Consider the following 25,600-nt stretch of genomic DNA (forward strand, 5'->3'; position numbering starts at 1 on the left):
GCTCGTCTCCCAAAGTTCAGGCCCGGGCGGGCATCTCCGGCGGGATGGCGGCCAGCAGCTTGCGGGTGTACTCACTCTCGGGGTGATGCAGGATCTTCGACGCCGGGCCCGTCTCGACGACCCGCCCCTTCTCCATCACAGCCACCGTGTCGCTGATCTGCTCGACGACGGCGAGGTCGTGTGCGATGAACAGGTACGTCAGCCCGCGCTCGCGCTGAAGTTCGGCGAGCAGATCGAGAACCGACGCCTGCACCGTCACGTCGAGCGAGGCCGTCGACTCGTCGAGGATCAGTAGCTCGGGGTCGGACGCGAGTGCGCGGGCGAGGCAGACACGTTGCCGCTGACCGCCGGAGAGCTCGTGCGGATAGCGGTCAAGGTAAGAACTGTCCAGGCTGACGTCATCGAGCAATTGCGTTGCGCGACTCCGCAATGCCTCCTTACCCGATACCAGATTGTGCGCGCGGAGCGCCTCGCCGATCGACGAGACGACGGTCATCCGCGGGTCGAGTGAGGCGCCCGGGTCCTGGAACACCATGGCAACCCGTCGACGCAGCGCCTTCTGCTCGGCGCCGTGCACGCCGACGGCGTCGATCTCCTTGTCCTCCACATTGATTCGTGCGCTGCCGCGAACCACCGTGCCGTGGCCAGTGGTGGTCAATCCGGTGAGGACGCCCGCGATCGTCGACTTGCCCGATCCCGATTCGCCGACGATGCCCAGTGTCGTTCCGCGTGCGACGTCGAGGGTGACATCGCTGACCGCGTGCACCACGTCGCGACCGGTCGAGGTGCGTACCGCGAACTTCACGTCCAGGTCGGAGATACTGACGAGAGGTGTTGTTGCGGTGTCGTTTTCGGACTCGAAGTCGGTGTCATCACGATCGTTGACCTTCGACAACAGCGGACGCGACGCCAACAGCTCGCGGGTGTACTCGTGCTGCGGATTGGCGAATATCTCTGCGACGTCACCGGTTTCGACGACCTCACCCTGCCGGAGAACGACGACGCGGTCGGCGATCCGTCCGATCACCCCCAGGTCGTGGCTGATCCACACCACCGCCATGCCTCGCTCGCGCTGCAGCCGCGCGACGAGGTCGATGATCTGGGCCTGCGTCGTGACGTCGAGCGCGGTGGTCGCCTCGTCGGCGACGAGGACGTCGGGATCGCAGGAGAGCGCGATCGCGATCATCACGCGTTGCCGTTGACCGCCGGACAGTTGATGCGGGTAGGCACGCAGACGACTCTCGGGGTCGGGGAGGTTGACGTCGGTCAGCAACTGCACCGCACGTTCGCGGGCTTGCGTGTGGCTCAATCCGAGGTGCCGGCGCGGCCCCTCGGTCAGTTGTTGTTCGATGGTGAGCAACGGATTCAGGCTCGACGACGGGTCCTGGAACACGAATCCCACGCGCGCCCCGTGCAGGGACTGCAGAACCGCCCGGGAGGCGCCGATCACCTGTATGCCAGCGAGAGTCGACGATCCGTCGACGTACGAGCTCGGTGCGTGGAACAACCCCGTCGCCGACAGCACCGACAGCGATTTGCCCGAGCCGCTCTCGCCGACGATGCCCAGGGTTTCGCCCTTGGCCACGGCAAAGTCGATGCCGTGCACGATCTCCCGTGGAACGACGCCGACGACGAGCTGTGAGACGGAGAAGACCGGGTCGGTTCGCCCCTGGTCGTCGTCGTGCGCCGCGGCGTCCGACGTTGCCTGTGCCGCTTCGGTAGTCGCCGCCTTCGTGCTCCGGGTGGCGGGGCGTCGACCCGCTTTGCCCCGATTCCGCAACAGAGTTCGTTGCCGAGGGTCGAGGACGTCGCGCACTCCGTCGCCGAGCAGGTTGAAGGCGAAGACGGTCACGAGGATCGCCAGGCCGGGGAACACACCCATCCACCACGCGGTGGTGAGGAAGCCCTGGGCGTCGTAAAGCATGCGGCCCCAGGAGGGTTCGGGTGGTTGAACTCCGAGCCCGAGGAACGACAGAGCGGCCTCCGACAGGATCGCGAAGGCCAACGAGATCGACGTCTGCACCACGACGGGACCCGAGATGTTCGGCAGCACATGGCCGAACAGGATGCGGGGAGTCGACACCCCCATCGTGCGGGCGGCCTGTACGAATTGTGTTTCGCGGACACGCAGGGTGTCAGCTCGCGCGACACGGGCGAAGATCGGGATGTAGACGATGCCGATGGCGATGGTCGCCGACGTGACGCCCGGGCCGAGGATCGCGACGATCGCCAACGCCAGCAACATCACCGGGAACGAGAAGACGACGTCGATCACCCGCATCAGGACGGTGTCGGTGATTCCGCCTGCAAACCCTGACACCATGCCGATGATCACGCCCGCGACCAACGAGATCGCCACGGCGATCACGGCGACACGCATACTCACCGCCGCCGCAAGGACGACCCGCGAGAACACGTCGCGGCCGAGGTCGTCGGTGCCGAACAGATGCGAGAAATCGGGTGCCTGCAGCGCATTCGGGACGTCGATGTCGTTGGCGCCGTACGGGGCGATGAACGAACCGAAGATCGCCAGGATGACCATCACCAGGATGACGACGATGCCGACCACCGACGCCTTGTTGCGCAGCAGCAGTCGCCACGCCGAGTCGGTGCTGCCGGTACCTGCGGAGGTCGGTTCGCCCGCGTCGTCGAGCGCGGTCTGTGCGGTGCGTTCTGGCTCGGGTAGCTCGCTCATGACAACCGAATCCTCGGATCGATGACGGCGTAGAGGATGTCCACGATCAGATTGATGATGAGGAAGATCGCTGCGATGAGCAGAATCGCTCCCTGCAGCATCGGATAGTCGCGTGCGGCAACGGAGTCGTAGACGAGTCGCCCCAGGCCAGGCCAGGCGAAGACCACTTCGACGACGATCACGCCGCCGAGCAGTCCTGCGAGCTGAATACCCGAGATGGTGAGTACGGGGACCAATGCGTTGCGGCCGATGTGCGACAACATGATTCGTCTACGGCTCAGCCCCTTGGACTCCGCGGTGGTGACGTACGGCGCGTTCGCCACCTCGAGGACGGCGGCGCGAACGTATCGGGTCATGATGGCGCCGGTGACGACGCCGACGGTGATCGCCGGCAGCACCAGGTGAGATATCCACGGCACGAATCCGTCTGCGAGCGAACGATATCCCGATGACGGCAGCCAGCCAAGGGAAGTCGAGAACAGCGCGATGAGCAGAATGCCCATCCAGAAGTCAGGCACCGAGATACCGAACTGCGAGACGACGCGAATTGTGTTGTCCGCAGCGCGACCCTCGCGCAACGCTGCCCACGTACCGAACGGAATCGCGATCACCAGCGCCACGAGGATGGCCGCCACCGCGAGGGCGATCGTCGCGGGCAGTCGATCCATCAACATCTGAGTGACCGGTTCATTGTTGCGGAAGCTGACGCCCAGGTCTCCGGTCGCAGCATTCCCGATGTAGTGGATGAGCTGGGTGAACAACGGCTGATCGAGCCCAGACGCACTCCGCAGTGCCGCATAGGATTCGGGCGTGTAGCGGGTGCCCAGCGCGATCTTGACCGGGTCACCGGGAACGATCTGCATCAGGAAGAACACCGCGATCGTCACACCGATCAAGACGAGGACGGTGTAGAGCAGTCGGATCAGGATGAACCTGATGAGCGGCCAACCGAAGTCGCTCATGACGCACCTCCCCTGTCGAGTCGGGCGTTGCGGAATCGGACGGCCTTGTCGGCTCGCACGGTGTAGTCGCGCACCGACTTCGAGAACGCCTGTGTGGCGGACGGGTTGTAGAGATAGAGGTAGCTGACGTCGTCGGCGATCCGCGACGAGACGTCGGCGTAGATCTGTTTGCGACGACCGACGTCGAGTTCGGTACGTCCGGCGTCGAGGAGGCGATCGACCTCCGGATTGGAGTACTTCTGCGAGTTCGACGTTCCAGCCGAATGATGCTGCGCGTAGTAGTAATCGTCCGGGTCGATGTTTCCGAGCCAGCCCATCAGCAACGAGTCGAATTGACCGGCGGATTGGCGATCGAGCCAGACGCCGAAGTCGAGTTGCTCGATGGTGACCTTGATTCCGGCGTCGGCGAGATTCGACGCGATGACCTGTGCGGCCGTGACGGTCTCGGGGTACTCGGTGGAGACCATCAGACCCATCGACAATGACGAATGACCGGCATCGCGAAGGAGTGACCGCGACTTGTCCACCGCGGCAGCCCTATCCAGACCGGCGGTAAATCGGTCATAGGGTGTGAACCACGGGCTGGTCTTGGGAATCGCCAGTTGATTGGGGGTCGCCGTACCGTATCCGACGACCTGCGCGATGGATGTGCGGTCGATCGCGTAGGCCACCGCCTGCCGCACGCGTCGGTCGTCGAACGGCTTGCGTGCGAAGTTCATTGCGACGTACCAGTAATCGTTGGCGGTCACGGTCCCGACGTTGATCTCGTCGTCGCTGTCGAGGATGCGGAGTTGCTGCGCGGGGATGGCGTCAGTCCAGTCGACCTCGCCAGACCGCAGCGACGAGACGGCGGTCGTCCCCTGGGAGATGAAACTGAAGGCCACGCCGTCGACGTGTGGCCCGCCCGACCAGTGGCCGGGGTTGGCCTTGAGCACGATCGACGTTGCGGGCGAACGTGATTCGAATGAGAACGGTCCGGTGCCGATGGGACGTGTCAGGATCTGGCCCGACTCGACGTTGCGCTTGTTGACGATGGCGAGCCCTTTGAAACCGCCAATACTGCTGAGCAGGTTGGGACTCGGCGTGCGGGTGGTGATCACGACGTGTGCATCGTCGGGTGCCGTGATGGTGGCGACGTTGTCGAACCGCCACGACGCCGAGAGCTCACCGTCGATGATCCGCCGATAGGAGTAGACGACGTCGGATGCGGTCAGCGGCTCACCGTTGTGCCACCGGACGTTCGGGCGCAGCGTGAAAACGTATTGCGTCTCTTCGGGATTGACCTGCCAGCTTTGTGCGAGCGCAGGGACCATCTCGAGCTTTTCGTTGGGTTCGACGAGAGTGTCGAAGACGTTCTCGAGTACCTCGAACGAGAAGTAGGCGGAGGTCTTGTGAGGATCGAGTTGATCGGGCTCACCGGCGATCGCTGCCCGAATTGTGTTGGCAGAACCAGCTAATCCCGAACCCGACCCGGGCGAGCACGCGCTCAGCGCAGACATTCCGAATACACCAGCGCCCGCCGCAGCACTCAGAGCGAAGAACCGACGACGATTCAGCGGAATCGACGAGACCGACGGGGATGACCTGCACTGCTGGCGCTCGTCGGTCATCCGATCGCGATCCCTCCCGCGCCGCGGCGACGCTGTGGTCCGTGTTGGAGTCTGCCGCGCTTACCGAAAGTTCGCAAGCGTAAGGGGCGCCCGCGTGTCAGGGCCGCCACGCGCCGTCGGTCGAGCGCCCCCCAACGCTGGTCGAGCTGCACCCGCTGGTCGAGCGCCGCTCCCGCTGGTCGAGCTTGTCGAGACCACCGCCAGCCGAGCAACACCCGCTGATCGAGCCTGTCGAGACCACTCCCACGTGGACAAGTGGTTTCGACTCGGCTGCTCGCTACGCTCGCGGCCAGCTCAACCAGCGGAAGAGGCCGAGCGTTTCCCGCTGGTCGAGCTTGTCGAGACCACCGCCAGCCGAGCTACACCCGCTGGTAAAGCCGCCACCGCTGGTCGAGCCTGTCGAGACCACACACCGGCGGAAGTGGTTTCGACTCGGCTGCTCGCTACGCTCGCGGCCGGCTCAACCAGCGGAAAGGGTCGAGCCACACGCGGCTGGTCGAGCCTGTCGAGACCACCGCTCACTTCTTCTCGAGGTTCACCAGGAACTCGATGCTGCCGGTCTTCTCCACCTCGACGAAGCCCAGTGACGGCGGGGTGACGCCGAAGTCGGTCCAGGTGACGGGTATAGATCCCTGCACGATCACCGATGCTCCGGACCGTTGGATGTTGAGCGTCGTCGTGACCGACTTGGTCACTCCCTTGATGGTGATGTCGCCGGTTGCCTGCACGGCCTGCGGCTGGCCAGATTCGGGGACGGACGAAATATCAACCGGCTGAGTCAGTTTCCAGGTCGCGGTCGGATACTTCTCGGTGTCCATGATCGACTCACCGCGGAAACGGTTGTCGCGCATCGACTCCGGACTGGTGATCGACGCGACGTCGACCGTGATGTCGGCGCTCTCCAACTTCGACGACGCCACCGTCGCCGTGCCGGTCACCGATGTCGTCCGTCCGTTCACCGTGACTGGTTGCCCACGCAGCGTCTCGTCGACTCGATATCCGGCCTGCGTTCGGGTCGCCTCGGCGGAAGGCCCGGGCACGATCGTCCATGCGCCGTCGACGCTTTCCGACGCCGCCTGCGTCGACGTCGGGAGCTTGAGTTCCTCGTCGGCGTCGCCCGCAATCCATTTGGAGTACGCCCACGGGCCTGCCGCGACGACGACAACAATGAGAACGACAAGCGTTCCGAGCCCCCACCACAGGTAGCGTCGCTTCATCGTGCAACCTCCCCAATCGTGGAGGAGTGGTTCGGGTCGGTGATCGTCTCTGGAGGTTTCATAAGGCTTACCTCACCACCGATTTCTTATGATCACCTGAAAATTCGTACAAAACTACATTGCAAAACGGACCGCAGTCCGGAAAGTTTCTCGCAGCTAAGGAGTTGCGGCTCCCTGTGACCGCCCGTCGAGAATAAGAAGGGCGACGTGCAGCGAGGTGACGGATTCACCGTCGGAGAGATCGACGCCGAGTATCTGCTCGATGCGCGCGAGCTTCGCATACAACGACGGTCTGCTCATGTGTAGATGGGAAGCGAGTGCCGACTTGTTGCCGACGTGCTGCACGTAGCCGCGCAAGACGTCGAGCAGGTCACCGCCGGTGTTGATGTCGTCGAGCACGAGGTCGCGTAGTTCGGATTCGGCGAACCGCTGTAATCGCGGATCGTCGCGTAGCAGCGAGATCAATCCGCGAATTCCGATGTCCTGCACTCCGAATACGGCACGCTCCGACGTCGGCATTCCGGCAGCGACCTCGGCAACCTGCGACGCCTGTAGCAGCGTGTGAATCGTCGACATCACCTGTCGTCCGGGCGCGCCCAGACCAAGAACGGCACCTGCATGGCCGACGGTTCGCTCTATGTCGCGCCGTGTGGCGGCGGCGAGTGTGTCCAGTGTGTGTTGACGCGACCTGCCACGTGCTGTCGTCAACGCGAGCACTACACGGATCTCCCCGTCGCCTCGCACGGAGAAGAGCGCGCTGTGTCCCTGCGCGCCGACAACCCGCACCACGACGTCGAGCAACTGCGCGGTGCGACGTCGTGTGGAGATCGGATCGTCACTCGCCGACCAGCCGGGCACTCGCACCGAGATCGGCACGTACTCGTTGGCTTCGCGCAGGCCGAGCGCGAACGCTCGCGCTGCCACCTCGCCCTCGTCTCGAATGCGTTCTTGCAGAACGTCGTCGACGAGCCCTGCCTGTGCCTGCCGCTCGATGTCGAGGCGGCCACGCTCGGCCATCCGATGCATCACGAGCGCCTGTGCGGCGCGCTCGAGCACCATCGCCGTTCGCTGTTGCTCGGCGTGCGATTCGGGAACGATGAGCCTGGCCCAGTGGTCGTCGCCGCGACCGACGTCGACGATTCTCCACGGTGCGTGATCGGAAACCTCAGTCGTCGCGACGTCGGATGCGTGTAGCCGCGAACGGCGTTCCCAGTCGTGAAGCAGTGACGCCGCCGGAGCTCCGGCCGACGCCACCGCGTGATGCTGCAAGTTCTCCAATACCACTGGTGAATCAAGCAGCGCCGCAACACTGTTCGTGATCTCCGCTGGCGAGGCACGTCGTATGGTGAGTTGCGTGAAAGTCTCGTGAGTGCGGTGCGCGAACTCCACGGCGGCATACTGCTCGGCAACCAGGCTGCGGTGAACCTGTTCGGTCACCTCGACGAACTTGATCTCTCGGCGCAACACCACGGCGGTCAAACCCAACTCGACGGCCACCGGCCCGATCTCCGACGGTATGGCCGACGAATCGTCGAACTCGGCGATCACCCCGAGCGCACCCGCCCGAGCGAGATTCTCGAGGTAACGTCGCGGGTCACGTCGCAGAGCATCGCCCGTGGTCAGGACGAGTTCGCCGCCCTCGAGCAGGTGCCCGAGATCGCCGACGTCGCTGACGTGAACCCACCTCACCGTGCGCTCGACGCCCGCCGTGCTCAGCACGTCGGGGAGTCCGGCGCGGATCACCGGCAGATCGATGACGTCGCCGACAGTCAGAGTCATCCGAATCTCATCCGCAGAGCTTTACGAGGTGTAACTCCCGGTCGAATTTCACTGACAGAGTGTAGCGCGCCAAACTCTGCGTTCTGCACCAGACTGGGAGGTACTCGCGCGACGACTCTGCCCACTGTGGAGTCGCGTGCCAAATTCCGTTCTCGTGGAGGAGTTCTGATGACAGCGATCGTGCAGCACTGGTGTGACGGCAAGGCGTTCGCCGGGGATTCGTCGGCGACGGCGCCGGTGACCAACCCGGCAACCGGCGTCGTGACCGCGAATGTGGCCCTGGCGTCGGTCGAGGATGCGCGCACGGTCATCGCCGCGGCCGCCGACGCATTCCCCGAATGGCGCGACACGTCACTGGCCAAGCGCACCGCGGTGCTGTTCCGCTTCCGCGAACTTCTCAACGAACGCAAGGAAGAGCTGGCAGCCATCATCACCGCCGAACACGGCAAGGTGCTCTCCGACGCGCTCGGGGAGATCAGCCGCGGCCAGGAAGTCGTCGAATTCGCCTGCGGCATACCGCATCTGCTCAAGGGCGGCTACACCGAGAACGCCTCGACCAACGTCGACATCCACTCCGTACACCAGCCACTCGGGCCCGTCGCCATCATCAGCCCGTTCAACTTCCCCGCCATGGTCCCCATGTGGTTCTTCCCCATCGCCATCGCCGCGGGCAACACCGTCGTCGTCAAGCCGTCGGAAAAAGACCCCAGCGCATCGATCTGGCTCGCCGAACTCTGGAAGGAAGCAGGCCTGCCCGACGGCGTGTTCAATGTCCTGCAGGGCGACAAGACCGCCGTCGACGAGTTGCTGACCAACAAGAGCATCAAGGCCGTCAGCTTCGTCGGCTCCACCCCCATCGCGCAGTACGTCTACGCCACCGGAACCGCGAACGGTAAGCGCGTCCAGGCTCTCGGCGGCGCCAAGAACCACGCCATCATCCTGCCCGACGCCGATCTCGACCTCGCCGCTGACGCCATGGTCAACGCAGGCTTCGGCTCCGCAGGCGAACGCTGCATGGCCATCAGCGTCGCCGTCGCCGTCGGAGACATCGCCGACGACCTCGTCGCCAAGATCACCGAACGCGCCACCACCATCGTCACCGGCGACGGCACCACCAACGCCGACATGGGGCCCCTGGTCACCAAGGCTCACCGCGACAAGGTCGCCGGTTACGTCGACGCTGGCGAAAAGGCCGGTGCCACCGTCGTTCTCGACGGCCGCACGGTCGAGGCTGACGGTGGCGCGGACGGCTTCTGGCTCGGCCCAACGCTTTTCGACAACGTCACTCCCGACATGAGCATCTACAGCGACGAAATCTTCGGACCGGTCCTGTCGGTCGTTCGCGTCGACACCTACGACGAAGCGCTCGACCTGATCAACAACAACCCCTACGGCAACGGCACCGCGATCTTCACCAACGACGGCGGCGCAGCCCGACGCTTCGGCAACGAAGTCGAGGTCGGCATGGTCGGTATCAACGTCCCCATTCCCGTCCCCATGGCCTACTACAGCTTCGGCGGCTGGAAGGCCTCCCTCTTCGGCGACAGCCACGCCCACGGCACCGAGGGAATACACTTCTTCACACGCACCAAAGCCATCACCACCCGCTGGCTCGACCCCAGCCACGGCGGAATCAACCTCGGATTCCCCCAGAACGCCTGAGCTTCACCGAGTACCGAAACGGATTGCCGCATATGACCATTCAGTCTGAACGCACGACGCCCGCCATCTATCTCGACGCGGCGAAGCGTGCCTACGAACTCGACCGCAAGCACGTCTTCCACTCGTGGTCGGCGCAGGCGAAGCTCAACCCAATGACGATCACCGCCACCGACGGGTGCTACGTGTGGGACGGCGAAGGTAATCGCCTTCTCGACTTCTCGTCGCAGATGGTCAACACCAACATCGGCCACCAGCACCCCAAGGTCGTCGCCGCGATCGCGGAGCAGGCCGCCAAGTTGTGCACCGTCGCGCCTGCACACGTCAACGATGCGCGCTCAGAGGCCGCACGGCTCATCGCCGAGCGCACTCCCGGTGAGTTGAATCAGGTCTTCTTCACCAACGGCGGTGCCGACGCCAACGAGCACGCGGTTCGCATGGCCCGCTTGCACACGGGTCGTCGAAAAGTGTTGTCGCGCTACCGCTCTTATCACGGCGGCACCGACACCGCAGTGAACCTGACGGGCGATCCACGACGCTGGCCCAACGACTACGGCGACGCAGGCGTCGTGCACTTCTTCGGACCGTTCCTGTACCGCTCGCGGTTCCATGCGACAACGCAGGAACAGGAGTGTGAACGCGCTCTCGACCACCTGGAAGAGACCATCCGCATGGAAGGTCCGTCTCAGATCGCGGCGATCATCCTGGAGACCATCCCCGGCACCGCGGGCATCATGATTCCGCCGCCCGGCTACCTGCGCGGCGTGCGGGAGATCTGCGACCGCTACGGCATCGTCTTCATCGCCGACGAGGTGATGGCCGGATTCGGACGCTCGGGCAAGTGGTTCGCAATCGAGCACGGCGACGACGAGCAGGGCCCCATCGTCCCCGACCTGCTGACCTTCGCCAAGGGCGTCAACTCGGGCTACGTCCCGCTCGGTGGCGTCGCGATAAGTCCGCATATCGCAGCAACTTTCGCCGAGACCCCGTACCCCGGCGGCCTGACCTACTCGGGTCACCCGCTCGCCACCGCGGCCGCTGTCGCGACAATAAACGCGATGGCCGACGAGAAAATGGTCGAGAACGCCGAACGAATCGGCGCCGAGGTGATCGGCCCCGAACTCGAGCGGATCGCACAGCGGCATCCCAGCGTCGGCGAGGTTCGCGGCGCGGGTGTCTTCTGGGCCGTCGAATTGGTCAAGGACTCAGAAACTCGCGAACCACTCGCCCCCTACGGCGCGAGCAGCGATGCGATGAACAAGGTGATCGCGGAATGCAAATCGCGCGGCATGCTGCCGTTCGCGAACTTCAACCGCATCCACGTCTGCCCGCCGTGCACCATCTCCGACGACGAGGCCCGCGAAGGACTTGCCATCCTCGACGCCGCGCTGGAGGTCGCCGACGCGGCGTTGTGAGAGGCTCCCTCTGCGCTCGCACGAGCGCGACACAACCCGGTTCCGGCACACGCCGTCGGCACCGGGTTGTGTCGCGTTATCGAGCCGGTGCGGGCCACAACATTAGGAGCCAGCGGTGTCGAATGACTTCACCCTGACGCAGTTGCGGTACTTCATGGCTGTCGCCGAGGCCGGCAGCATGACGGCGGCCGCGCAGTCGCTGTCCGTCACGCAATCGACGGTGTCCGCGGCGATCGCACAACTCGAACACGAAGTGGGGCAACCCCTTTTCCTCCGGCTCGCTCGTCGCGGCCTGGAGCTGACGCCTGCGGGGCGTCGACTCAGGTCTCGTGCGCTCGGATTCCTCGAAGACGCAGGGACGCTCCTCGCCGCCGTTCGAGACGAAGACGCCGAACTAGAGGGTGAGATGACTGTCGGGATATTCGCACCGCTTGCACCCTTTCGCGCACCGGTGATTCTGCAGGCGTTCGAGCGCGCCTACCCCAAAGTCCATGTGCGATTCTTCGAGGCCGACCAGGAGGGCCTGAGGCTCGCACTGGCGCAGGGACGCTGCGAGGTAGCCCTCATGTACGACCTCGGTGTCGCAGTCGACGCCGAGTCGCAGGTGGTGGAAACCGTTGCCCCACATGTCATTGTCGCTGCCGATCATCCAGGAGCTGCCAACCCGTTCGGCGAGGTGTCACTGCGCGACCTCGAAGCCGACCCGTTTGTGCTCTACGACGTTCCCCACTCGCGCGACTACTTCCTCGCGCTCTTCCGGCAGCTCGGGCTCACCCCACGCGTGCGGCACCGAGCCAGCGGTTACGAGACCGTGCGGTCGTTTGTGTCACGGGGACACGGTTATTCGATTCTGAACCAGCGTCTGCACCACGACCTCACATACTCCGGCGGTTCAGTGGTTCCACTGCGGATCGTCGAAGACCTGCCGCCGATCAAGGTCGTTCTGCTGTTCCCGTCACTTGGCACCCCGACACGACGTGCCCAGGCGTTCGCCGCCGTGTGCCGGCAGCTCTATGGCGTCGACCTTTGACATCGATTTTGTCGATGGCAGCAAACGAAAAGATTCGCTTGAGTTACGTGATCCGGGTCACGCACTCTATGGTGCAGCACCCTCGAGCGAACCCGATTCGCTTGGCAGATCGCCGATCGAGGCGCAGAGGAAGGCAATACCGATGACCACTGTGTTACCTGCTCGGACCTGTGCGCGAGGTCCGTCGCACATCAGAAACACACCACGTGCTCGTCTTGCAACACGAGTGCCAACGTTCGGCAATGGTGCGTCCCTAGCGTGACCGATATGAATTCCACCCAGACGCCCTCGACGAACACCGAGGCTCCGGCACATTCATCAGCCGCGACAGCGGAGATGGACGTCAACGGCAAATCTCAACCCGCAACCCCGCTGCAGCGACGCGTTCTTGCGGGTGGTGCGATCGGTCAGTTCATCGAGTTCTACGACTTCACCCTGTACGGGTTGTCGGCAGTTGTTCTCGCCCATCACTTCTTCCCGTCGTCGAACGATCTCACCGGTCTACTCGCGACGTTCGCCACGTTCACGGCGGCGTTTGTGATCCGGCCGCTCGGCGGTCTGTTCTTCGGCGCTCTCGGCGACCGCGTGGGGCGCAAGAACGTCCTGTTCGTCACGTTGCTCACCATCGGTGGCGCGACGGCGCTCATCGGGTTGCTGCCCACGTACGAGCAGATAGGTGTCGCCGCACCGATTCTGCTCGTGCTGTGTCGACTGCTCCAGGGGTTCTCGGCCGGCGGCGAGTCGGTCGGCGCACCGACCTTCACCTATGAGCACGCCCCGACCGCGCATCGCGGAAAGTGGCTGAATACGACGATCGCCGCAACAGCACTGCCGTCCGTCTTCGGCGGCGCATTGATCCTCGGACTCACCGCCGCCATGGGTTCCGACGCGTTCGAGTCCTGGGGATGGCGCATCCCGTTCCTGCTGGCCGCGCCGCTGGCAGTCTTCGGGTTGTGGATTCGTCTTCGCACAGAAGAGTCCGATGCGTTCAAGGAGACACTGTCGAACGTTGAGCACCGCGAGTCGTCGCCGATCCGTGAAGCATTCCGCGAGAACGGACTTCGCATGGTTCAGGTTGTGTTCGTGATGGGTCTGACCGCGATGGGCTTCTACTTCCTGTCCAGCTACTTCGTCACCTATGTGAAGACGACCGGAGGACTCTCCCAGCAGCAATCGCTGATCGCCAACGCCGCCGCGATGTCGCTCTACACACTGATGCTCCCGCTCACCGGCATGCTCGGCGACAGGTTCGGCCGTCGGCCGATGCTCATCGCGGGCACCATCTCGATCGCCATCCTGGCGGTGCCGTGTTTCGCCATGGTGACCAGCGGCTCCCTGGCGATGGCGATCGCTGGACAGATGCTGTTCGTCATCCCGCTCACGATCTACGGCGGAGGTTGCTACACCTTCTTCGTCGAGGCATTCACCACCCGCACCCGATTCACCAGCGCGGCAATCAGTTACAACACCGGATATGCCCTCTTCGGCGGGACCGCGCCGTTCGTCGGCACATGGCTCGTGGGGTCAACCGGATTCGACGCCGCGCCCGGCGTGTACATGGCCATCGCGGCCGCCGTCGTCCTGGCAGTGATCATCGCAACGCGCGTCCCGGAGACCCGGCACGCGGCACTGTAGAACCGCCGCGCCAGCAACGCTTTCCACGCAGTTACAGGAGTTTTCACAGATGAGTACCAATGATTCGAGTACCAACGAGTCCTTCCTCGTCGACTTTCATCACGTCGCGACCATCGGGGCCACTGACGGTGGCGGCGTCGAACGTCAAGCCGGAACTCTGGAGGACAAGCACGTTCGCGCTTGGTTCACCGAATTCGCCGAGCAGCGCGGTTGGGACGTGCGTCGCGACGGGATCGGAAATCTCTTCGCTCTCATCGAGTTCGCACCCGGTGCTCCGTACGTGCTCGTCGGATCGCACCTCGATTCTCAACCACTCGGTGGGCGCTTCGACGGTGCCTACGGTGTCATCGCTGCGCTGCATGCCGCCGAGCGTCTACAGCGGGAGGTGACGGCGGGCGGCGCACAGCCCCGGTACAACGTCGCCGTGGTCGACTGGTTCAACGAGGAGGGCGGCCGGTTTGCCCCGTCGATCATGGGTAGTTCGGTCTTCGCCGGACTGATGGACCAGGAGGAGATGCTGGCGGTCACCGACCTCGCCGGAACCACTGTCCGCGAGGCGATGGGAAACATCGGGGCGCTAGGCGACGATCCCCGCCCGGAGGCCGTCGCCTATGCCGAGATCCACATCGAGCAGGGCCGCATTCTCGAACGTGAGCAGATCGGCCTCGGCGCCGTCGACTTCAGTTGGCACACGCAGAAACTCGACATTCGGGTCGTCGGAGAACAGTCGCACACCGGCGCCACCGCGATGGCTGATCGCAGGGATGCACTGGTTGCCGCAAGTGAGGTGGTTCTGCTCGTCCACAAGGTGACGAGTGTGGCCGAGCCCGAGTCGCTCGTCTCGTCCGTCGGTCAACTCACCCTTGAGCCCAACTCGCCTATCGTCGTGCCTCGACTCGTGACGTTGGTCGCCGATCTGCGTGCGGAACGCAAAGCCGACGTACTCGCCGCGCGCGACAGTCTGCTTCGTGACATCGCCACGGTGGCAGAGCGATACGACGTTCGCATCGAGGTCAACGACGTCGATGTCCGTGAGATCCAGTACTACCCCGAGGCCGGCCTCGAACTCGCCGAGAAGGTCGCTGCCGACGCCGGACTGAGCGTTCGACGCCTCCGGACCATGGCGGGACATGATTCGGTGGCCATGAACCGCATCGTTCCCACGGTCATGATGTTTGTCCCGTCGGTCGACGGCGTCTCCCACTGCGAGCGCGAATTCACCACTGACGCAGACATGTTGGCTGGTGTCGAGGCACTTACGGGCGTCGTCCGCCGCCTCACCGAAGGCGCACTCGACGGCGTTGCAGCAGGAATGGCAGGAGCGCACGCATGAGCACCGCGGTGTCGACGACAAGTCTCTGCGATCTCTCGGCAGCACAGATGCGCGTCGGTTATCTCAGCGGCGACTTCACACCGAGCGAGGTGATGGCGTCGACGCTGGCGCGCATTCGTGATGTCAACGGAGACCGCGCAACTGGCATCAACGCTTTCACCGAGGTTCTCGACGACGAGGCAACCAGTCAAGCGGCTACTGCGACGGAGCGGCTCCATGTAGCGCGTCGTCGTGGCGATCGACTGCCACCGTTGTTCGGGATTCCTGTCGCCACCAAGGAGAAGCACGCGCTGGCCGGACGCACTCTCGAGCAAGGTCTTGCAGCGCACCGCGGTCGTATCGCCGACGCCGATCACCCGATCGTCGCGCGTATTCGTGCAGCCGGTGGAATCATCCACGCGCGGACTACATCTCCCGAATTCAGTTGCGCGACCGTCACACATTCTCCGATGTGGGGCGTCACTCGTAACCCCTACAACCTTGCGACTTCCCCCGGCGGTTCGTCGGGTGGCGCCGGTGCCGCACTTGCGGCAGGCATGGCCACTCTAGCCACAGCAAGCGATATCGCCGGATCAACCCGAATCCCAGCAGGTTTCACCGGAACCGTCGGCTATAAGGCACCGTACGGGCGCATCCCTGGGGCGCCGCCCCTGAGCGCCGACACCTATCGTGGCGACGGCCCGATGGCGCGCACCGTCGACGACACCGCCCTGCTGGCCGATGTCATGTCCGGCCACCATCACAGCGATCACTTCAGTTGGGGCGGAAGCGGGCAGCTTGCCGGCACACTGGATGCGCATACCTCTCTTGATGGGGTACGTGTCGGCATCAGCATCACGTTGGGCGACTTCGATATTCACCCCGACGTCGCTTCCGCGACACTCCGCGCGGCAGAAGCGCTGCGGCAACGAGGCGCAGAGGTCGTCGACGTGACGCTGCCGTGGCGTAGCGACGAGATCAGAGAGACCATCTTCGCCCACTTCGGCCACCTACTCGCTCCCGCGATGCGCGCCGAAACGGCGGGCGGACCGCCCGTCGCCGCCTACACCGAGCAGTTCATGCGCGACGCCGAGGCTGCCGCGCAACGACTCTCACACCTCGACTCGGTAGCCGCCGACGCGCGGTTGCAGGCGCAACTCGCCTCCGCGATGGCCGACGTCGACGCGCTGTTGTGCCCGGTCTCTGCTGTGACGTCCCTTGCCGCGGATGGCAACTATCTCGACGGCATCGAGGTCGTCGGCCCCGACGCGACTCCCGTTCACCTGCAACACTATTGGCAGGCGCATCTGACAAGTCCGTTCAACGTCGCGAACCGCTGCCCGGTACTAGCGGTCCCCGCAGGTATCGCAACCGACGGCGTGCCGATCGGGGTTCAGTTGGTAGGCAAGCCACTCGACGAAGCCATGCCGTTCCGGTTGGGCAGAGCCGTCGAAGATGCCCTGGGAGTTCCGTCGTGGCGGGAGGCTCAGGTTCGCGACAGCGCACCCTCTGAGACGGAAGCCCGCCGCGTCGACGCCCAATAGGCCAGTGCCACAGCGACAATGCCCACGACGGCGGTAACCGCGATCGGCGTCGAATCCGACCAGGCGTTCACAGCGATGGCCAGCAGCGCCCACGCAAGGGTGATGGGAAGCGCTAGAAGCGCGCTGCCGTAGAGGTAGGTGACGGTGACAGCGACGAGTGCGGCGACGATCAGGACGACCAGTTGCCAACCGGCCGACGACTCGTCGGCCGCACCGCTGCGCGCGATGTCTGATGCCCAGTTGACGAACACGGCGGCGGTTGCCCACCCCGCGTAGATGCCGATCGTGATGCGGACGAGAGTGGTTGTCGAGGAGGGATTCTCGACTGGAAGTGCCGCGATGCGCGCAGCGTCGAGCAATGCGATGGCCATGACGGTGAGCAGGATCGACGGCAGCCAGTCGATCGAGGCTGCCGACACGATCAGCCACAGCGCCGCCGCACCACAGGCAATGGCGAGATCGACGGCGAGCCGCTTACCATATTGCGTTCCTGAGTCGAGTCCTCGGACAAAGATGTAGCCGGTCACGGCCGACAACACGTAGATGACGGCCCAGATCGCGAAGGCATAGCCGGCGGGACTGATCAACAGGTCAACGCCGTCGTCGTTGGGCTCTCCACCGAACAGGGCGAGCGGAATGAGCACGGCCACGGCTTGGGCGACCGACAGAATGAGCACGGTCCACGCCAGCGGCGCGGTCAGCTGAGACGAAGCGTCTTTGCGGGGCATATGTCCGACTCTACGGGCAAGGTGTCGCGGGACGGAGTGTCCGATCAGGCCGGTCGTGACTGGTTCTGAACCGTCCGCGGGATTCTGGCGGGACTGCGGGCACTCCCGTGGCGGCTGCCCTTTCCCGGCGTGCGGGTCGGGCAAGATAGTGCTCCCCCACCAGGACTCGAACCTGGTTGCACGTGAGGACCCATTCACTTGTGTCACCAGGCGAGAATGCGTACATAATGCCCGGTGAGAGCGACTCTAGCCGCGAGCGCTGACCAGTGCAAGCATCCACGCGCTACCATCCATATCAACCACGATATCGACATGAGTGCGCACAAGCGCGCACCGTGAAGCACGAGTGACGATGCGGAGGACCAGCCTTGCCGAGTAAGCGCCGACGACGCGGTTGGGGTTACGTCCGCGCGCCCCGTTCAGCGAGTTGCCGCTTCGCGGCCTCGTACATGCACATCCACGACGGCACCCTGACGAGGTTCAACGCGCCGAAGACGTTCGATACGCGGATGGCCGCAGAAGCGTGGCTCCACAAGGAGCGGCAACTGATCGACCAGGGCACCTGGACGCCGCCGACTGAACGCGCCAAGGCGGCGGCTCGTTCGTCAATTCGATTGCGGGAGTTCGCAGAAGACGCACTCGCTGGCCGCCGACTTGAGCCGACGACCAGGTCCAACTACAAGCGCTTGTGGGAGACGCGCATTGAGCCTGGCCTCGGAGACCTCGTGGTCCGTGACATCACGGCCGACGACCTCCAGGAGTGGTGGCGCGGTCTCGGCGTCGAGTATGAGGCGAGCCGAGCGCACGCATGGAACCTACTGAAGTCCCTCCTGAAAGAGGCCGTCGAACGCGAGATCATCACAAGCAGTCCGGCCGACGGCCCGCGGTTCAAGCGCTACGGGAAACGCCCCAACCGGCGCCAGATCATTCTGCTCACTCCGGCGGAAATCAGCACAACAGCAGCCAAGTTGCCCAGCTACTATGCGATCGCGCTCCCGATCATGGCCTGGTGCGCGCTACGGTACGCCGAAGTGTCCGAGCTACGAGTGAAAGACATCGACGACGGCCCAGACGGCATGGTGATTCACGTGCGACGCTCGGCGCCGCTGGTTGACGGCGTACCCGTCGTCAAGCAGGGCAGCAAGTCAGACGCGGGCACTCGGGATGTGTGCGTGCCGCCGCATGTAGCCATCGAGATCCGAGAGCATCTGCAGACCATTGGCAAAGAGCCGAACACGCTCGTAGTCAGCAACTTTCGCGGAGACCACTTACCGCGCGCAACCTTCACCAAGGCGTTCAAAGCTGCGCTTCCGCCGGCGAAGGCCGAGATGAATGTCCACGCACTGCGGCATACTGGGGCTGTTCTTGCCGCTCAGGCCGGGGCGTCCGCTTTCGAAGTGCAGCAACGCCTCGGTCACGCTGACCCCGCGATGGCTATGATCTATCAACACCCCGTGGCGGGCCGGCAGCGTGAGATCAGTCAGCAGATGTCCAGAGACTGGATGCAGCAGAATTCTGACTGCGCGGTCGGGAAGAGTTGATCCACAGGACCGCCGAGATCGTCAGCCGCAATCCACATACCGCTCTCACTTGACGGCTGGTGAGAACACGCCAGCTTCAGGTTTCCCAACCAGCTTCGTACCGGTCACGCCGGCGCTTCTGAGTTCGACACGGACGCGGTACCGACGAAGCGTTGATCTCCGCCTGCGTTCCATTCCTCCACCCGATCGCTTCGCAGCACCGCAAAAGGTCGTCACATCTCGCCATACACAGCATCCGATCACGGTGCGCCGGTCGGCGGCTGGGGACGTTCGTCGCCAGCGTCCATCAGATTGGGTTGCTATTTGGTTCTACCACTGGTTACGAAATACGTTGCGCGACTATAGATACGCTGAGACACATAGCTCCACTGGTCGAATTGAGCAGATTGAACCTGTCGGGTTAGAGTTGTCACGGATGCTTCGTCGCCCTACCGTCTACTGCATGACATCCTCCTCTAGCCCCCAATTCAGCTCCCTCTACGACGTAGCGCATACGCACGCCGAACTCATCAGTGCCGTCGGCGGTGGAAGCATTTTTGGCGAAGTCGGGGAACGTGTCGCCGCGGCGATCACGGGCACGAGCCGCGTGACCGGCACTGGCCGCGATCTCTCCGGCGCGCAGGTTGGATTTGAACGACCTGCCGACCCCATCGGCCTACTAGCCCCTGGCCCTGACCGCACTCCATATGCGTCTTACGTCGCTGATCTACCGGTGCGAGATCAGAATCGCTACCAAGCATGGCGCAACAATCCCGAACGGCTCGGCGAAGTCAAAGTACGCCAACTCGATCGCCGCTGGGACGCTCACAACCAGCTTATGGATACGCGCGGCGCAGGCCCCAGTGCCAGCTTCTTTCCGTTCGTGGACTTCTACGTTCTGATCATCATCGACCTGGGTGGGGACATCGTGATGGCCCGTGAACTGAGCTTGGCTGAGATGGTCGACTACGTCGCCTCCGACGTCGGCCGCGGCGGCACATGGAACTACAAAGCAGCGATCCATCTCGACATGACCAGCGGGATTGACCACACGACTGCCGCGAAACAGGTGCTACGACAACCACTCCCCTCAACTTCGTCCAAAAAGCGTCGCAGTCGGTAGGCGACTGCAAGGGACCGCCTGCGTGACGGACCAGGGGAATCGCGGCCAGCGCACTACAGCCCGGCCACCGATATCAGCCGACGTCGGACGCAAACGTTTAGTAATTTCACGCGTGCTGCAATTTCCGACGCCGACAAGGGTGTGTCTATGTGCCTCGGGCCGACCTAGCGGTATGGTCAGCGGCGACCACCCGAGGTTAGGGAGATAGCTTTTTGAAGTCAGAGATTCGCGACAGCACAATCCGCAGCCTGTCGGAGCGCGTGCGGAAGCGCAACTATACGAAGTACCTGACGGGTATGCGCCTGGTGAAGCTACGGGGATTCACCGACGTCGAGGTTCGATTTGACTTTCCCGTTACAGCCCTCATCGGCCCCAATGGGGCAGGTAAGACTACCATCCTCGGCGCGGCCGGATTGATCTACGACTCCGTTCCGCCACGCAGGTTCTTCGCCAAGAGCGGCACCTACGACGGGTCGATGCGCGGCTGGAAGATTGAGTACGAACTCATCGACAAGACGCGCCAAGGCTCACCGTCGATCAACCGAACAGCGAGCTACCTGCAGGCGAAGTGGAACCGCGATGCCGTTAATCGTGTCGTCGTGATATCTGGGATCGGCCGCACGCTCCCTGCGAGTGAACGCAAGGACACGTACCGGTTCATCAAGGGCGACTTCGAGGGTGCGCGTGAGGTTGCTTTCTCCCAGGACGTGGTCGATGCAGTTGAGAACATTCTTGGCAAGGCCGCCGCAAACTATCTGCAAGTCGATGCCGACGTCGAGGGCAAGAACTCGATCTACGCCGTGCGCGGTGCCACTGCCGACGAAGACAGCTACAGCGAGTTCCATTTCGGCGCGGGTGAGGCGAGCATTATCCGTATCGTTTCCCGTATCGAAGAGGCCCCCGACGACTCTTTGCTTCTGATCGAGGAGATAGAGAATGGTCTTCACCCCGTGGCGACCCGCCGCCTCGTCGAGTATCTGATCGATGTCGCTCGTCGGAAGTCCTGCCAGGTCATCTTCACCACGCACTCGAATGACGCTCTCGCGCCGCTGCCGACCGAGGCAGTGTGGTCCGCGTACCGCGGCAGGGTCACCCAAGGGAAGCTAGACGTCGCGGCACTTCGTACGCTAACCGGCCAAGTGGAAGCACAGCTGGCCGTTTTTACCGAGGACGCCTTCGCAGCGATGTTCGCCGAGGTAACACTCCGGGCTTACTGCCAGGCAAACGATTTCGAGTTCGCGGGCATTGAGATTCACAGTTTGGGTGGTGCCTCCCCCGCCAGAGATCACACTCGCTTCCATAATGAGAACCCGTTGCGCCGCTTCCGCGCAGTCGCCCTGTTGGACGGAGACAAGCGGGACGAGGCCGGGTTTGCTGAGCGACAGATCACGGACCCCGCAGACACCGATGAAACGCCGGAGACCGGCCGCGCAGACATAACCTATGGCCCCGGCGATGGGCACCCCGAGACTGCAGTGTTTGAAGATATCCACGACAACCTCGACATCATCGGCAACCTGCTGGGTAAGCTGACGATCGCTTTGCAGCTCGATACTCCGATGCAGTCGAGGGTGCGCGCTTCCATTGAGGAGCGACGGCGCACGAACCGCGACATTCACATCATTTTCGCGCAGATCGGAGAAGACCTCGACTTCCTTTCGGAGTCGCTGGTCCAACGTGCCTTCCTCAGCACGTGGGCAAACACGTTTCCCCAGAAGGTCGCCGCCGTCTGGGACCCCTGCCGCGAGCTCTTCGATATCAAAGCGTAATTCCACTGTCAGCATCCGTGCAGTTCTACGCATTCCGCATTCCGCATTCCGCGACTGGCGACGAACTTACGACAAACCGAGGGATGTTGTCGCCTTCACGGGTGGATGGACGGCAACCGATGCCTTAACTCCGCGGGTCGGAACGTTCGGGGCGCACGTCAGACTTCGCAAGTACGACGCATTCAGCGCGAGTACCCGGCTCGCGCGGCCGTCGATGACCGATGCAGATGGCTCGGTCTCGCTCCGTGGTTCAGCTGCCGCACCTGCACAGGGATCTCGGGGTCCGCTTCCATTCCGGTCACAGCTGGAAAATGGAGAGCTACGTCGTCCATCGCCGCTCGGACCCGTTTTGCAGAGACCGCCTCGGCGCGCGCCACCATCGCGTCAGCGATCGCCGAGGCCGTCATCGTGATCTGCCTCATCACGGCCATCCACATAGCAGTAGCGTCGTCACGGTTGGTGCGCAACATCAATGCAGCAACACGCTTGCCCGCTCCACCAGCCGCCGTCCCGGGCTCTCTCGCCGGACGCCGCTGAGTAACGGACGCATTCAGCGCGTCAGCCAGATTGTTGACGCTCCGCTGGCGTGCGCCAGTCATCGACCCCGCGGCCGCAGCGCACGCCGCGGCGGTGTCACCTGCTGCACGGCGCCACCCAGCAGAACGCGGATCCGGCAGACCCGCCACCTTCTGCTGCCAACGAGTCGCGGCATCGGCGGCACTGCGCACTCGCTCTCGCGACTGCACGATGGCTTCTTGGGGGCGGGAGCGTCGTCCTCCACGGCAACGCTCCCATTCGACACGCGCCTCGGTCCGCGCTTGCGCATTGTCATCCCACCGCGCCCGCAGTTCGGTGAGATTCAAGCCGCCGACGTAGCTGGCTGCGCACCACACCGGTTTGTCCCCCTGCTCCGGGCGAAACGCAACCAGGTACCCAGACACTCGGGTGCTGTCGCGCTCGTAGCGAAGTCGCACAACAACATCAGAACGAGCGCGAAGCGCACGCGCGAAATCCGCCTCCGAAGTGGCATTTGCAGCGGCCGGACGCAACAGGTCTCCCAACCGACGACCGTGCTCGCGTCGCTGCACTCGCCTACGCGTCTCAGCGTCCACCGCAGTGTCTGCTTCCGCGGCAGCTCGCGACGCCGACACATGATCGCCCCGAGCATCGACTCGGCCGCGCCACAGCGGCATGTCCCGCTCGGCCGTCCGCCACGCGTCAACAGCGTCTCGGCGGGCGCCCTCGTCGTTGGCCCAGCGTTCCCGGAGCCGGCGCAACGTGTAGTCGTCGCCAAGCATCTTCTTCGCGGCATGCATGACTGGCTGACCATCCCGATTGGCGTAACGACTCGCCGGAAAGCCCACGGAGTATCCCCCGACTTCGTTACCACGCCAGCGCGGATTGATCAGCATTCCCGACTCCCGCACAGTGCGCACAAACTCTGCCTCGCTTTCGGCGGCGACGGCTATTGCCCACACTTGGCGACGCAAGACATCGTGCGGTACCTCAGCCAGTCCCGCCTTTTCGGCAGCGGCCTCTTGCCGGTAGCTGACTCCACGGCGCGAGCTCTCGCCTCGCTCGGGGTCGCTGACCACACGCAGTCCGCGTTGGGCTGCGATGCGTCGGCAGACCTGTTGTGCGCGCCGATGGTCACCCACTTTCCGTGACGGGTTGCGTGGATCGGACGCCCACAGATCGACGATGCTGCCGTCGTCGCGCACTCGGGTCGCCGCGATATGGATGTGGTCGTTTCCGCCGGAGCTTTTGCCGTGATGGATCGCTACCCAGCGCGCACCCGCGCAATTCGCCTGGGCCTCGAACCCCATCCCTTCCATGAAGTCATGGGCGATCGCGCTCCAGGTCGCGTCGTCGAGTTCTGTAACTCCCAGCGCGTCGAGTTCGGCGGGCTGCACGGACAGCGAACAGTGCCAGACGTTTTCGTTTCGGGTCGCGACGGCCACGGCGCTCTGCCAATCCTCGCCGCGATTGATCGCTGCTTGCTTGGCACCGCGGTCAACCCGAGTCACTTCGACGCCGAACACGAGGCGTGCTTCGTCGAGCGTGCCCGCAAGACGATCGGCAATCTCGATGTTCATCATCGTGCCCGCGCCCGCCGCCGCGAACACCTCTACGCTCGACGCCGCAACCGCTCGTTGTTTGATGTGTTCATTGCGCCGTCCGGGGCCGGCGAGGTATCGAACCAGGCCGGTCATCCGTGAGCCATAAGAGACGGCGGGGATCACGCGCTGGGGAACTTCACGTTGAAGATGTTGCCGAACGCGTCGCGCACTCGGTGGCTGGCGTCTCGTGTCGCGGCGACGGCAGCGGCGAAGTCCACGGGCACCTCGCGTTCGGTATTCGCATGGCGCGCGATCTGATTCATGTTGACGCTCAGCGCTCCCAGCAGATTGCGAACCTCCGTCGCTTCCGACCACAACCGCACTTTCTCCGTATGGTCGGCAACAGTCGACGGCGCATCCGGTCGTAGCGCACGCGCCACCATCAGTCGCTGAACGCTGACCCCAGCTCGGTCGGCTCGTGCGCGGAGCGCGTCCTCTTCGTCGGCGGTTACCTTCACGACAATCCGACGCTGCCGCGCACCCTCAACATTGTTTCGACGTCGACGACGAGATGCATGAGTCGACGAGAATTGCTCATCCATCGCTGTCTCCATTTCGGGATACGTGCAGTGAGGCGAGAGCCTCTGATGTTCTTTGGCCGAGCGCAGCGACCCCGACCGGGGACACTCACTTGACCGCCACCGTAACGCCAAAAGTTCAGGTGGACAACGACTTAGGGCACCTAAGTCACAGCTTGCTCTCCGCGAATCGCCCCACGAGTACGCATACGTGCGCATGGAAGAGCGCGGTGTTCGGCCGTTGTGCATCACCGCCTCGGCCGCGGCGACGACGCTACAGGGATCACTCTTCGGGCGGTGTTGACAGCATTCGGCTACGCCGCCGTGAAGCAACTCGGGTCGTCGTTGCCGAGGATCGAGGTGTGGCTCGATGACACCGGATTCTCGCGCAGGTAGGAGCCCTGCGGCGGACGCGTTAGCGCTCCCGGTCGGACGAGGGACGGCGTCTCGGATTGTGTTCCCGCGAATTTGATGAGTCGGGTTGTCGGCCGGCGCTACTGGTTGCGCGACGTTGCGTACCGCGTGCAGCGATGTGCGCGGTCCGATGTGCGCCGATCTCGCGTGATGCCGGGGTGAACGTCGCGGCTGACTTGCCAGCACGCCTATGGGCAAGCATCTCCCGGAACACGTCCAGGGAGAGATGTTCGTCGCGGTCACCCTGCGTCGCAGCCAAGGAGCCGGCCGGGCTCTCACCAAGACGTTTTATGCCATGGGCCAGCGCTGCCGCGAGATAGCTGGAGTCGACGGTGGCCATGGCGACGTGACGCGCTGCGTGAACAGTAGCGGCGTTGAGTTGCCTCCAGTCGATGTCCCATCCAGCGGCGTTGAGGTAGCGGTGAAAGAACACTCGTTGGCTGCGTGAGTTTCCGTCACGGAAAGGGTGCACGCCGAACCGCCGCATATTCGAACAGATGCAACATAGTCTCTGAGCTGCACCTCCGCGTGCGTCACAGAGCCGCGATAG

17 protein-coding genes are annotated in these 25,600 nt (G+C 63.9%); 9 read left to right on the forward strand and 8 right to left on the reverse strand.

The genetic code is table 11. The annotated features are described in order from the left end of the window. Positions 1 to 16: 16 nt before the first annotated feature. The 5 genes from A5788_RS00940 to A5788_RS00960 form a co-directional block, all read right to left on the reverse strand. Complete coding sequence (locus A5788_RS00940; RefSeq protein ID WP_064869684.1) at positions 17 to 2,695, reverse strand: ABC transporter ATP-binding protein/permease; 2,679 nt, start codon at positions 2,693 to 2,695, stop codon at positions 17 to 19. Continuing rightward, entirely contained in the window at positions 2,692 to 3,657 is a 966-nt protein-coding gene (locus A5788_RS00945; RefSeq protein WP_064869686.1) for an ABC transporter permease, read from the reverse strand. Before A5788_RS00945 ends, A5788_RS00940 begins: the two co-directional genes overlap by 4 nt. After that, a complete protein-coding gene (locus tag A5788_RS00950) occupies positions 3,654 to 5,267 on the reverse strand; it encodes an ABC transporter substrate-binding protein (protein ID WP_064869688.1) in 1,614 nt (537 codons plus the stop codon). Before A5788_RS00950 ends, A5788_RS00945 begins: the two co-directional genes overlap by 4 nt. A 518-nt stretch (positions 5,268 to 5,785) precedes the next feature. Next, positions 5,786 to 6,484 (reverse strand): YceI family protein, encoded by a 699-nt coding sequence (locus tag A5788_RS00955; RefSeq protein ID WP_064869690.1) that lies wholly within the window; start codon positions 6,482 to 6,484, stop codon positions 5,786 to 5,788. A 156-nt stretch (positions 6,485 to 6,640) separates the two neighbouring features. Next, positions 6,641 to 8,263 carry a PucR family transcriptional regulator gene (locus A5788_RS00960; RefSeq protein WP_064869692.1) on the reverse strand — a complete coding sequence of 541 codons (1,623 nt, stop codon included), beginning with the start codon at positions 8,261 to 8,263 and terminating at the stop codon, positions 6,641 to 6,643. A 168-nt stretch (positions 8,264 to 8,431) separates the two neighbouring features. Here A5788_RS00960 and A5788_RS00965 point away from each other — a divergent pair, with 168 nt between their 5' ends. The 6 genes from A5788_RS00965 (at position 8,432) to A5788_RS00990 (ending at position 16,858) form a co-directional block, all read left to right on the forward strand. Then, positions 8,432 to 9,925 (forward strand): CoA-acylating methylmalonate-semialdehyde dehydrogenase, encoded by a 1,494-nt coding sequence (locus A5788_RS00965; RefSeq protein WP_064869694.1) that lies wholly within the window; start codon positions 8,432 to 8,434, stop codon positions 9,923 to 9,925. A gap of 32 nt (positions 9,926 to 9,957) precedes the next feature. Next, on the forward strand, positions 9,958 to 11,337 hold the full coding sequence (locus A5788_RS00970) for an aspartate aminotransferase family protein (protein WP_064869696.1): 1,380 nt from the start codon (positions 9,958 to 9,960) through the stop codon (positions 11,335 to 11,337). Positions 11,338 to 11,452: 115 nt separating this feature from the next. Further along, positions 11,453 to 12,367: a LysR family transcriptional regulator gene (locus A5788_RS00975; RefSeq protein ID WP_064869698.1), complete on the forward strand. Its 915-nt coding sequence runs from the start codon at positions 11,453 to 11,455 to the stop codon at positions 12,365 to 12,367. 267 nt (positions 12,368 to 12,634) lie between these two features. Then, positions 12,635 to 14,002 (forward strand): MFS transporter, encoded by a 1,368-nt coding sequence (locus tag A5788_RS00980; protein ID WP_231894174.1) that lies wholly within the window; start codon positions 12,635 to 12,637, stop codon positions 14,000 to 14,002. A 49-nt stretch (positions 14,003 to 14,051) separates the two neighbouring features. After that, entirely contained in the window at positions 14,052 to 15,335 is a 1,284-nt protein-coding gene (locus A5788_RS00985; RefSeq protein ID WP_064869700.1) for a M20 family metallo-hydrolase, read from the forward strand. Then, positions 15,332 to 16,858, forward strand: coding sequence for an amidase (locus tag A5788_RS00990; protein WP_064869702.1), 1,527 nt, complete (start codon positions 15,332 to 15,334; stop codon positions 16,856 to 16,858). The genes A5788_RS00985 and A5788_RS00990 overlap by 4 nt, the downstream gene beginning before the upstream one ends. Here the strand turns inward: A5788_RS00990 and A5788_RS00995 are convergent. Further along, positions 16,801 to 17,586 carry a hypothetical protein gene (locus A5788_RS00995; RefSeq protein ID WP_064869704.1) on the reverse strand — a complete coding sequence of 262 codons (786 nt, stop codon included), beginning with the start codon at positions 17,584 to 17,586 and terminating at the stop codon, positions 16,801 to 16,803. The genes A5788_RS00990 and A5788_RS00995 overlap by 58 nt on opposite strands. A gap of 368 nt (positions 17,587 to 17,954) precedes the next feature. Here A5788_RS00995 and A5788_RS01000 point away from each other — a divergent pair, with 368 nt between their 5' ends. The 3 genes from A5788_RS01000 (at position 17,955) to A5788_RS01010 (ending at position 21,998) form a co-directional block, all read left to right on the forward strand. Further along, a complete protein-coding gene (locus A5788_RS01000; RefSeq protein WP_064869706.1) occupies positions 17,955 to 19,127 on the forward strand; it encodes a tyrosine-type recombinase/integrase in 1,173 nt (390 codons plus the stop codon). Between the two features lie 442 nt (positions 19,128 to 19,569). Next, positions 19,570 to 20,229 (forward strand): hypothetical protein, encoded by a 660-nt coding sequence (locus A5788_RS23755; protein WP_156525415.1) that lies wholly within the window; start codon positions 19,570 to 19,572, stop codon positions 20,227 to 20,229. Between the two features lie 212 nt (positions 20,230 to 20,441). Then, positions 20,442 to 21,998 (forward strand): ATP-dependent nuclease, encoded by a 1,557-nt coding sequence (locus tag A5788_RS01010; protein ID WP_064869714.1) that lies wholly within the window; start codon positions 20,442 to 20,444, stop codon positions 21,996 to 21,998. A 182-nt stretch (positions 21,999 to 22,180) separates the two neighbouring features. On the opposite strand, the gene A5788_RS01015 is transcribed toward A5788_RS01010, so the two are convergent. Both A5788_RS01015 and A5788_RS01020 read right to left on the reverse strand, forming a co-directional pair. After that, positions 22,181 to 24,211, reverse strand: coding sequence for a relaxase/mobilization nuclease domain-containing protein (locus A5788_RS01015; RefSeq protein WP_064869716.1), 2,031 nt, complete (start codon positions 24,209 to 24,211; stop codon positions 22,181 to 22,183). A 26-nt stretch (positions 24,212 to 24,237) separates the two neighbouring features. Then, complete coding sequence (locus A5788_RS01020; protein WP_064869718.1) at positions 24,238 to 24,660, reverse strand: plasmid mobilization protein; 423 nt, start codon at positions 24,658 to 24,660, stop codon at positions 24,238 to 24,240. Positions 24,661 to 25,600 lie beyond the last annotated feature (940 nt).

The sequence above is a fragment of the Gordonia sp. 852002-50816_SCH5313054-c genome, assembly GCF_001665925.1.
Taxonomy (GTDB): Bacteria; Actinomycetota; Actinomycetes; order Mycobacteriales; family Mycobacteriaceae; genus Gordonia; species Gordonia jacobaea.

Coding starts and splice junctions, on each gene's coding strand:
- A5788_RS00940 (WP_064869684.1), bottom strand. CDS start 2,695: ATGAGCGAGCTACCCGAGCCAGAACGCACCGCACAGACCGCGCTCGAC.
- A5788_RS00945 (WP_064869686.1), bottom strand. CDS start 3,657: ATGAGCGACTTCGGTTGGCCGCTCATCAGGTTCATCCTGATCCGACTG.
- A5788_RS00950 (WP_064869688.1), bottom strand. CDS start 5,267: ATGACCGACGAGCGCCAGCAGTGCAGGTCATCCCCGTCGGTCTCGTCG.
- A5788_RS00955 (WP_064869690.1), bottom strand. CDS start 6,484: ATGAAGCGACGCTACCTGTGGTGGGGGCTCGGAACGCTTGTCGTTCTC.
- A5788_RS00960 (WP_064869692.1), bottom strand. CDS start 8,263: ATGACTCTGACTGTCGGCGACGTCATCGATCTGCCGGTGATCCGCGCC.
- A5788_RS00965 (WP_064869694.1), top strand. CDS start 8,432: ATGACAGCGATCGTGCAGCACTGGTGTGACGGCAAGGCGTTCGCCGGG.
- A5788_RS00970 (WP_064869696.1), top strand. CDS start 9,958: ATGACCATTCAGTCTGAACGCACGACGCCCGCCATCTATCTCGACGCG.
- A5788_RS00980 (WP_231894174.1), top strand. CDS start 12,635: ATGAATTCCACCCAGACGCCCTCGACGAACACCGAGGCTCCGGCACAT.
- A5788_RS00985 (WP_064869700.1), top strand. CDS start 14,052: ATGAGTACCAATGATTCGAGTACCAACGAGTCCTTCCTCGTCGACTTT.
- A5788_RS00990 (WP_064869702.1), top strand. CDS start 15,332: ATGAGCACCGCGGTGTCGACGACAAGTCTCTGCGATCTCTCGGCAGCA.
- A5788_RS00995 (WP_064869704.1), bottom strand. CDS start 17,586: ATGCCCCGCAAAGACGCTTCGTCTCAGCTGACCGCGCCGCTGGCGTGG.
- A5788_RS23755 (WP_156525415.1), top strand. CDS start 19,570: ATGACATCCTCCTCTAGCCCCCAATTCAGCTCCCTCTACGACGTAGCG.
- A5788_RS01015 (WP_064869716.1), bottom strand. CDS start 24,211: ATGACCGGCCTGGTTCGATACCTCGCCGGCCCCGGACGGCGCAATGAA.
- A5788_RS01020 (WP_064869718.1), bottom strand. CDS start 24,660: ATGGATGAGCAATTCTCGTCGACTCATGCATCTCGTCGTCGACGTCGA.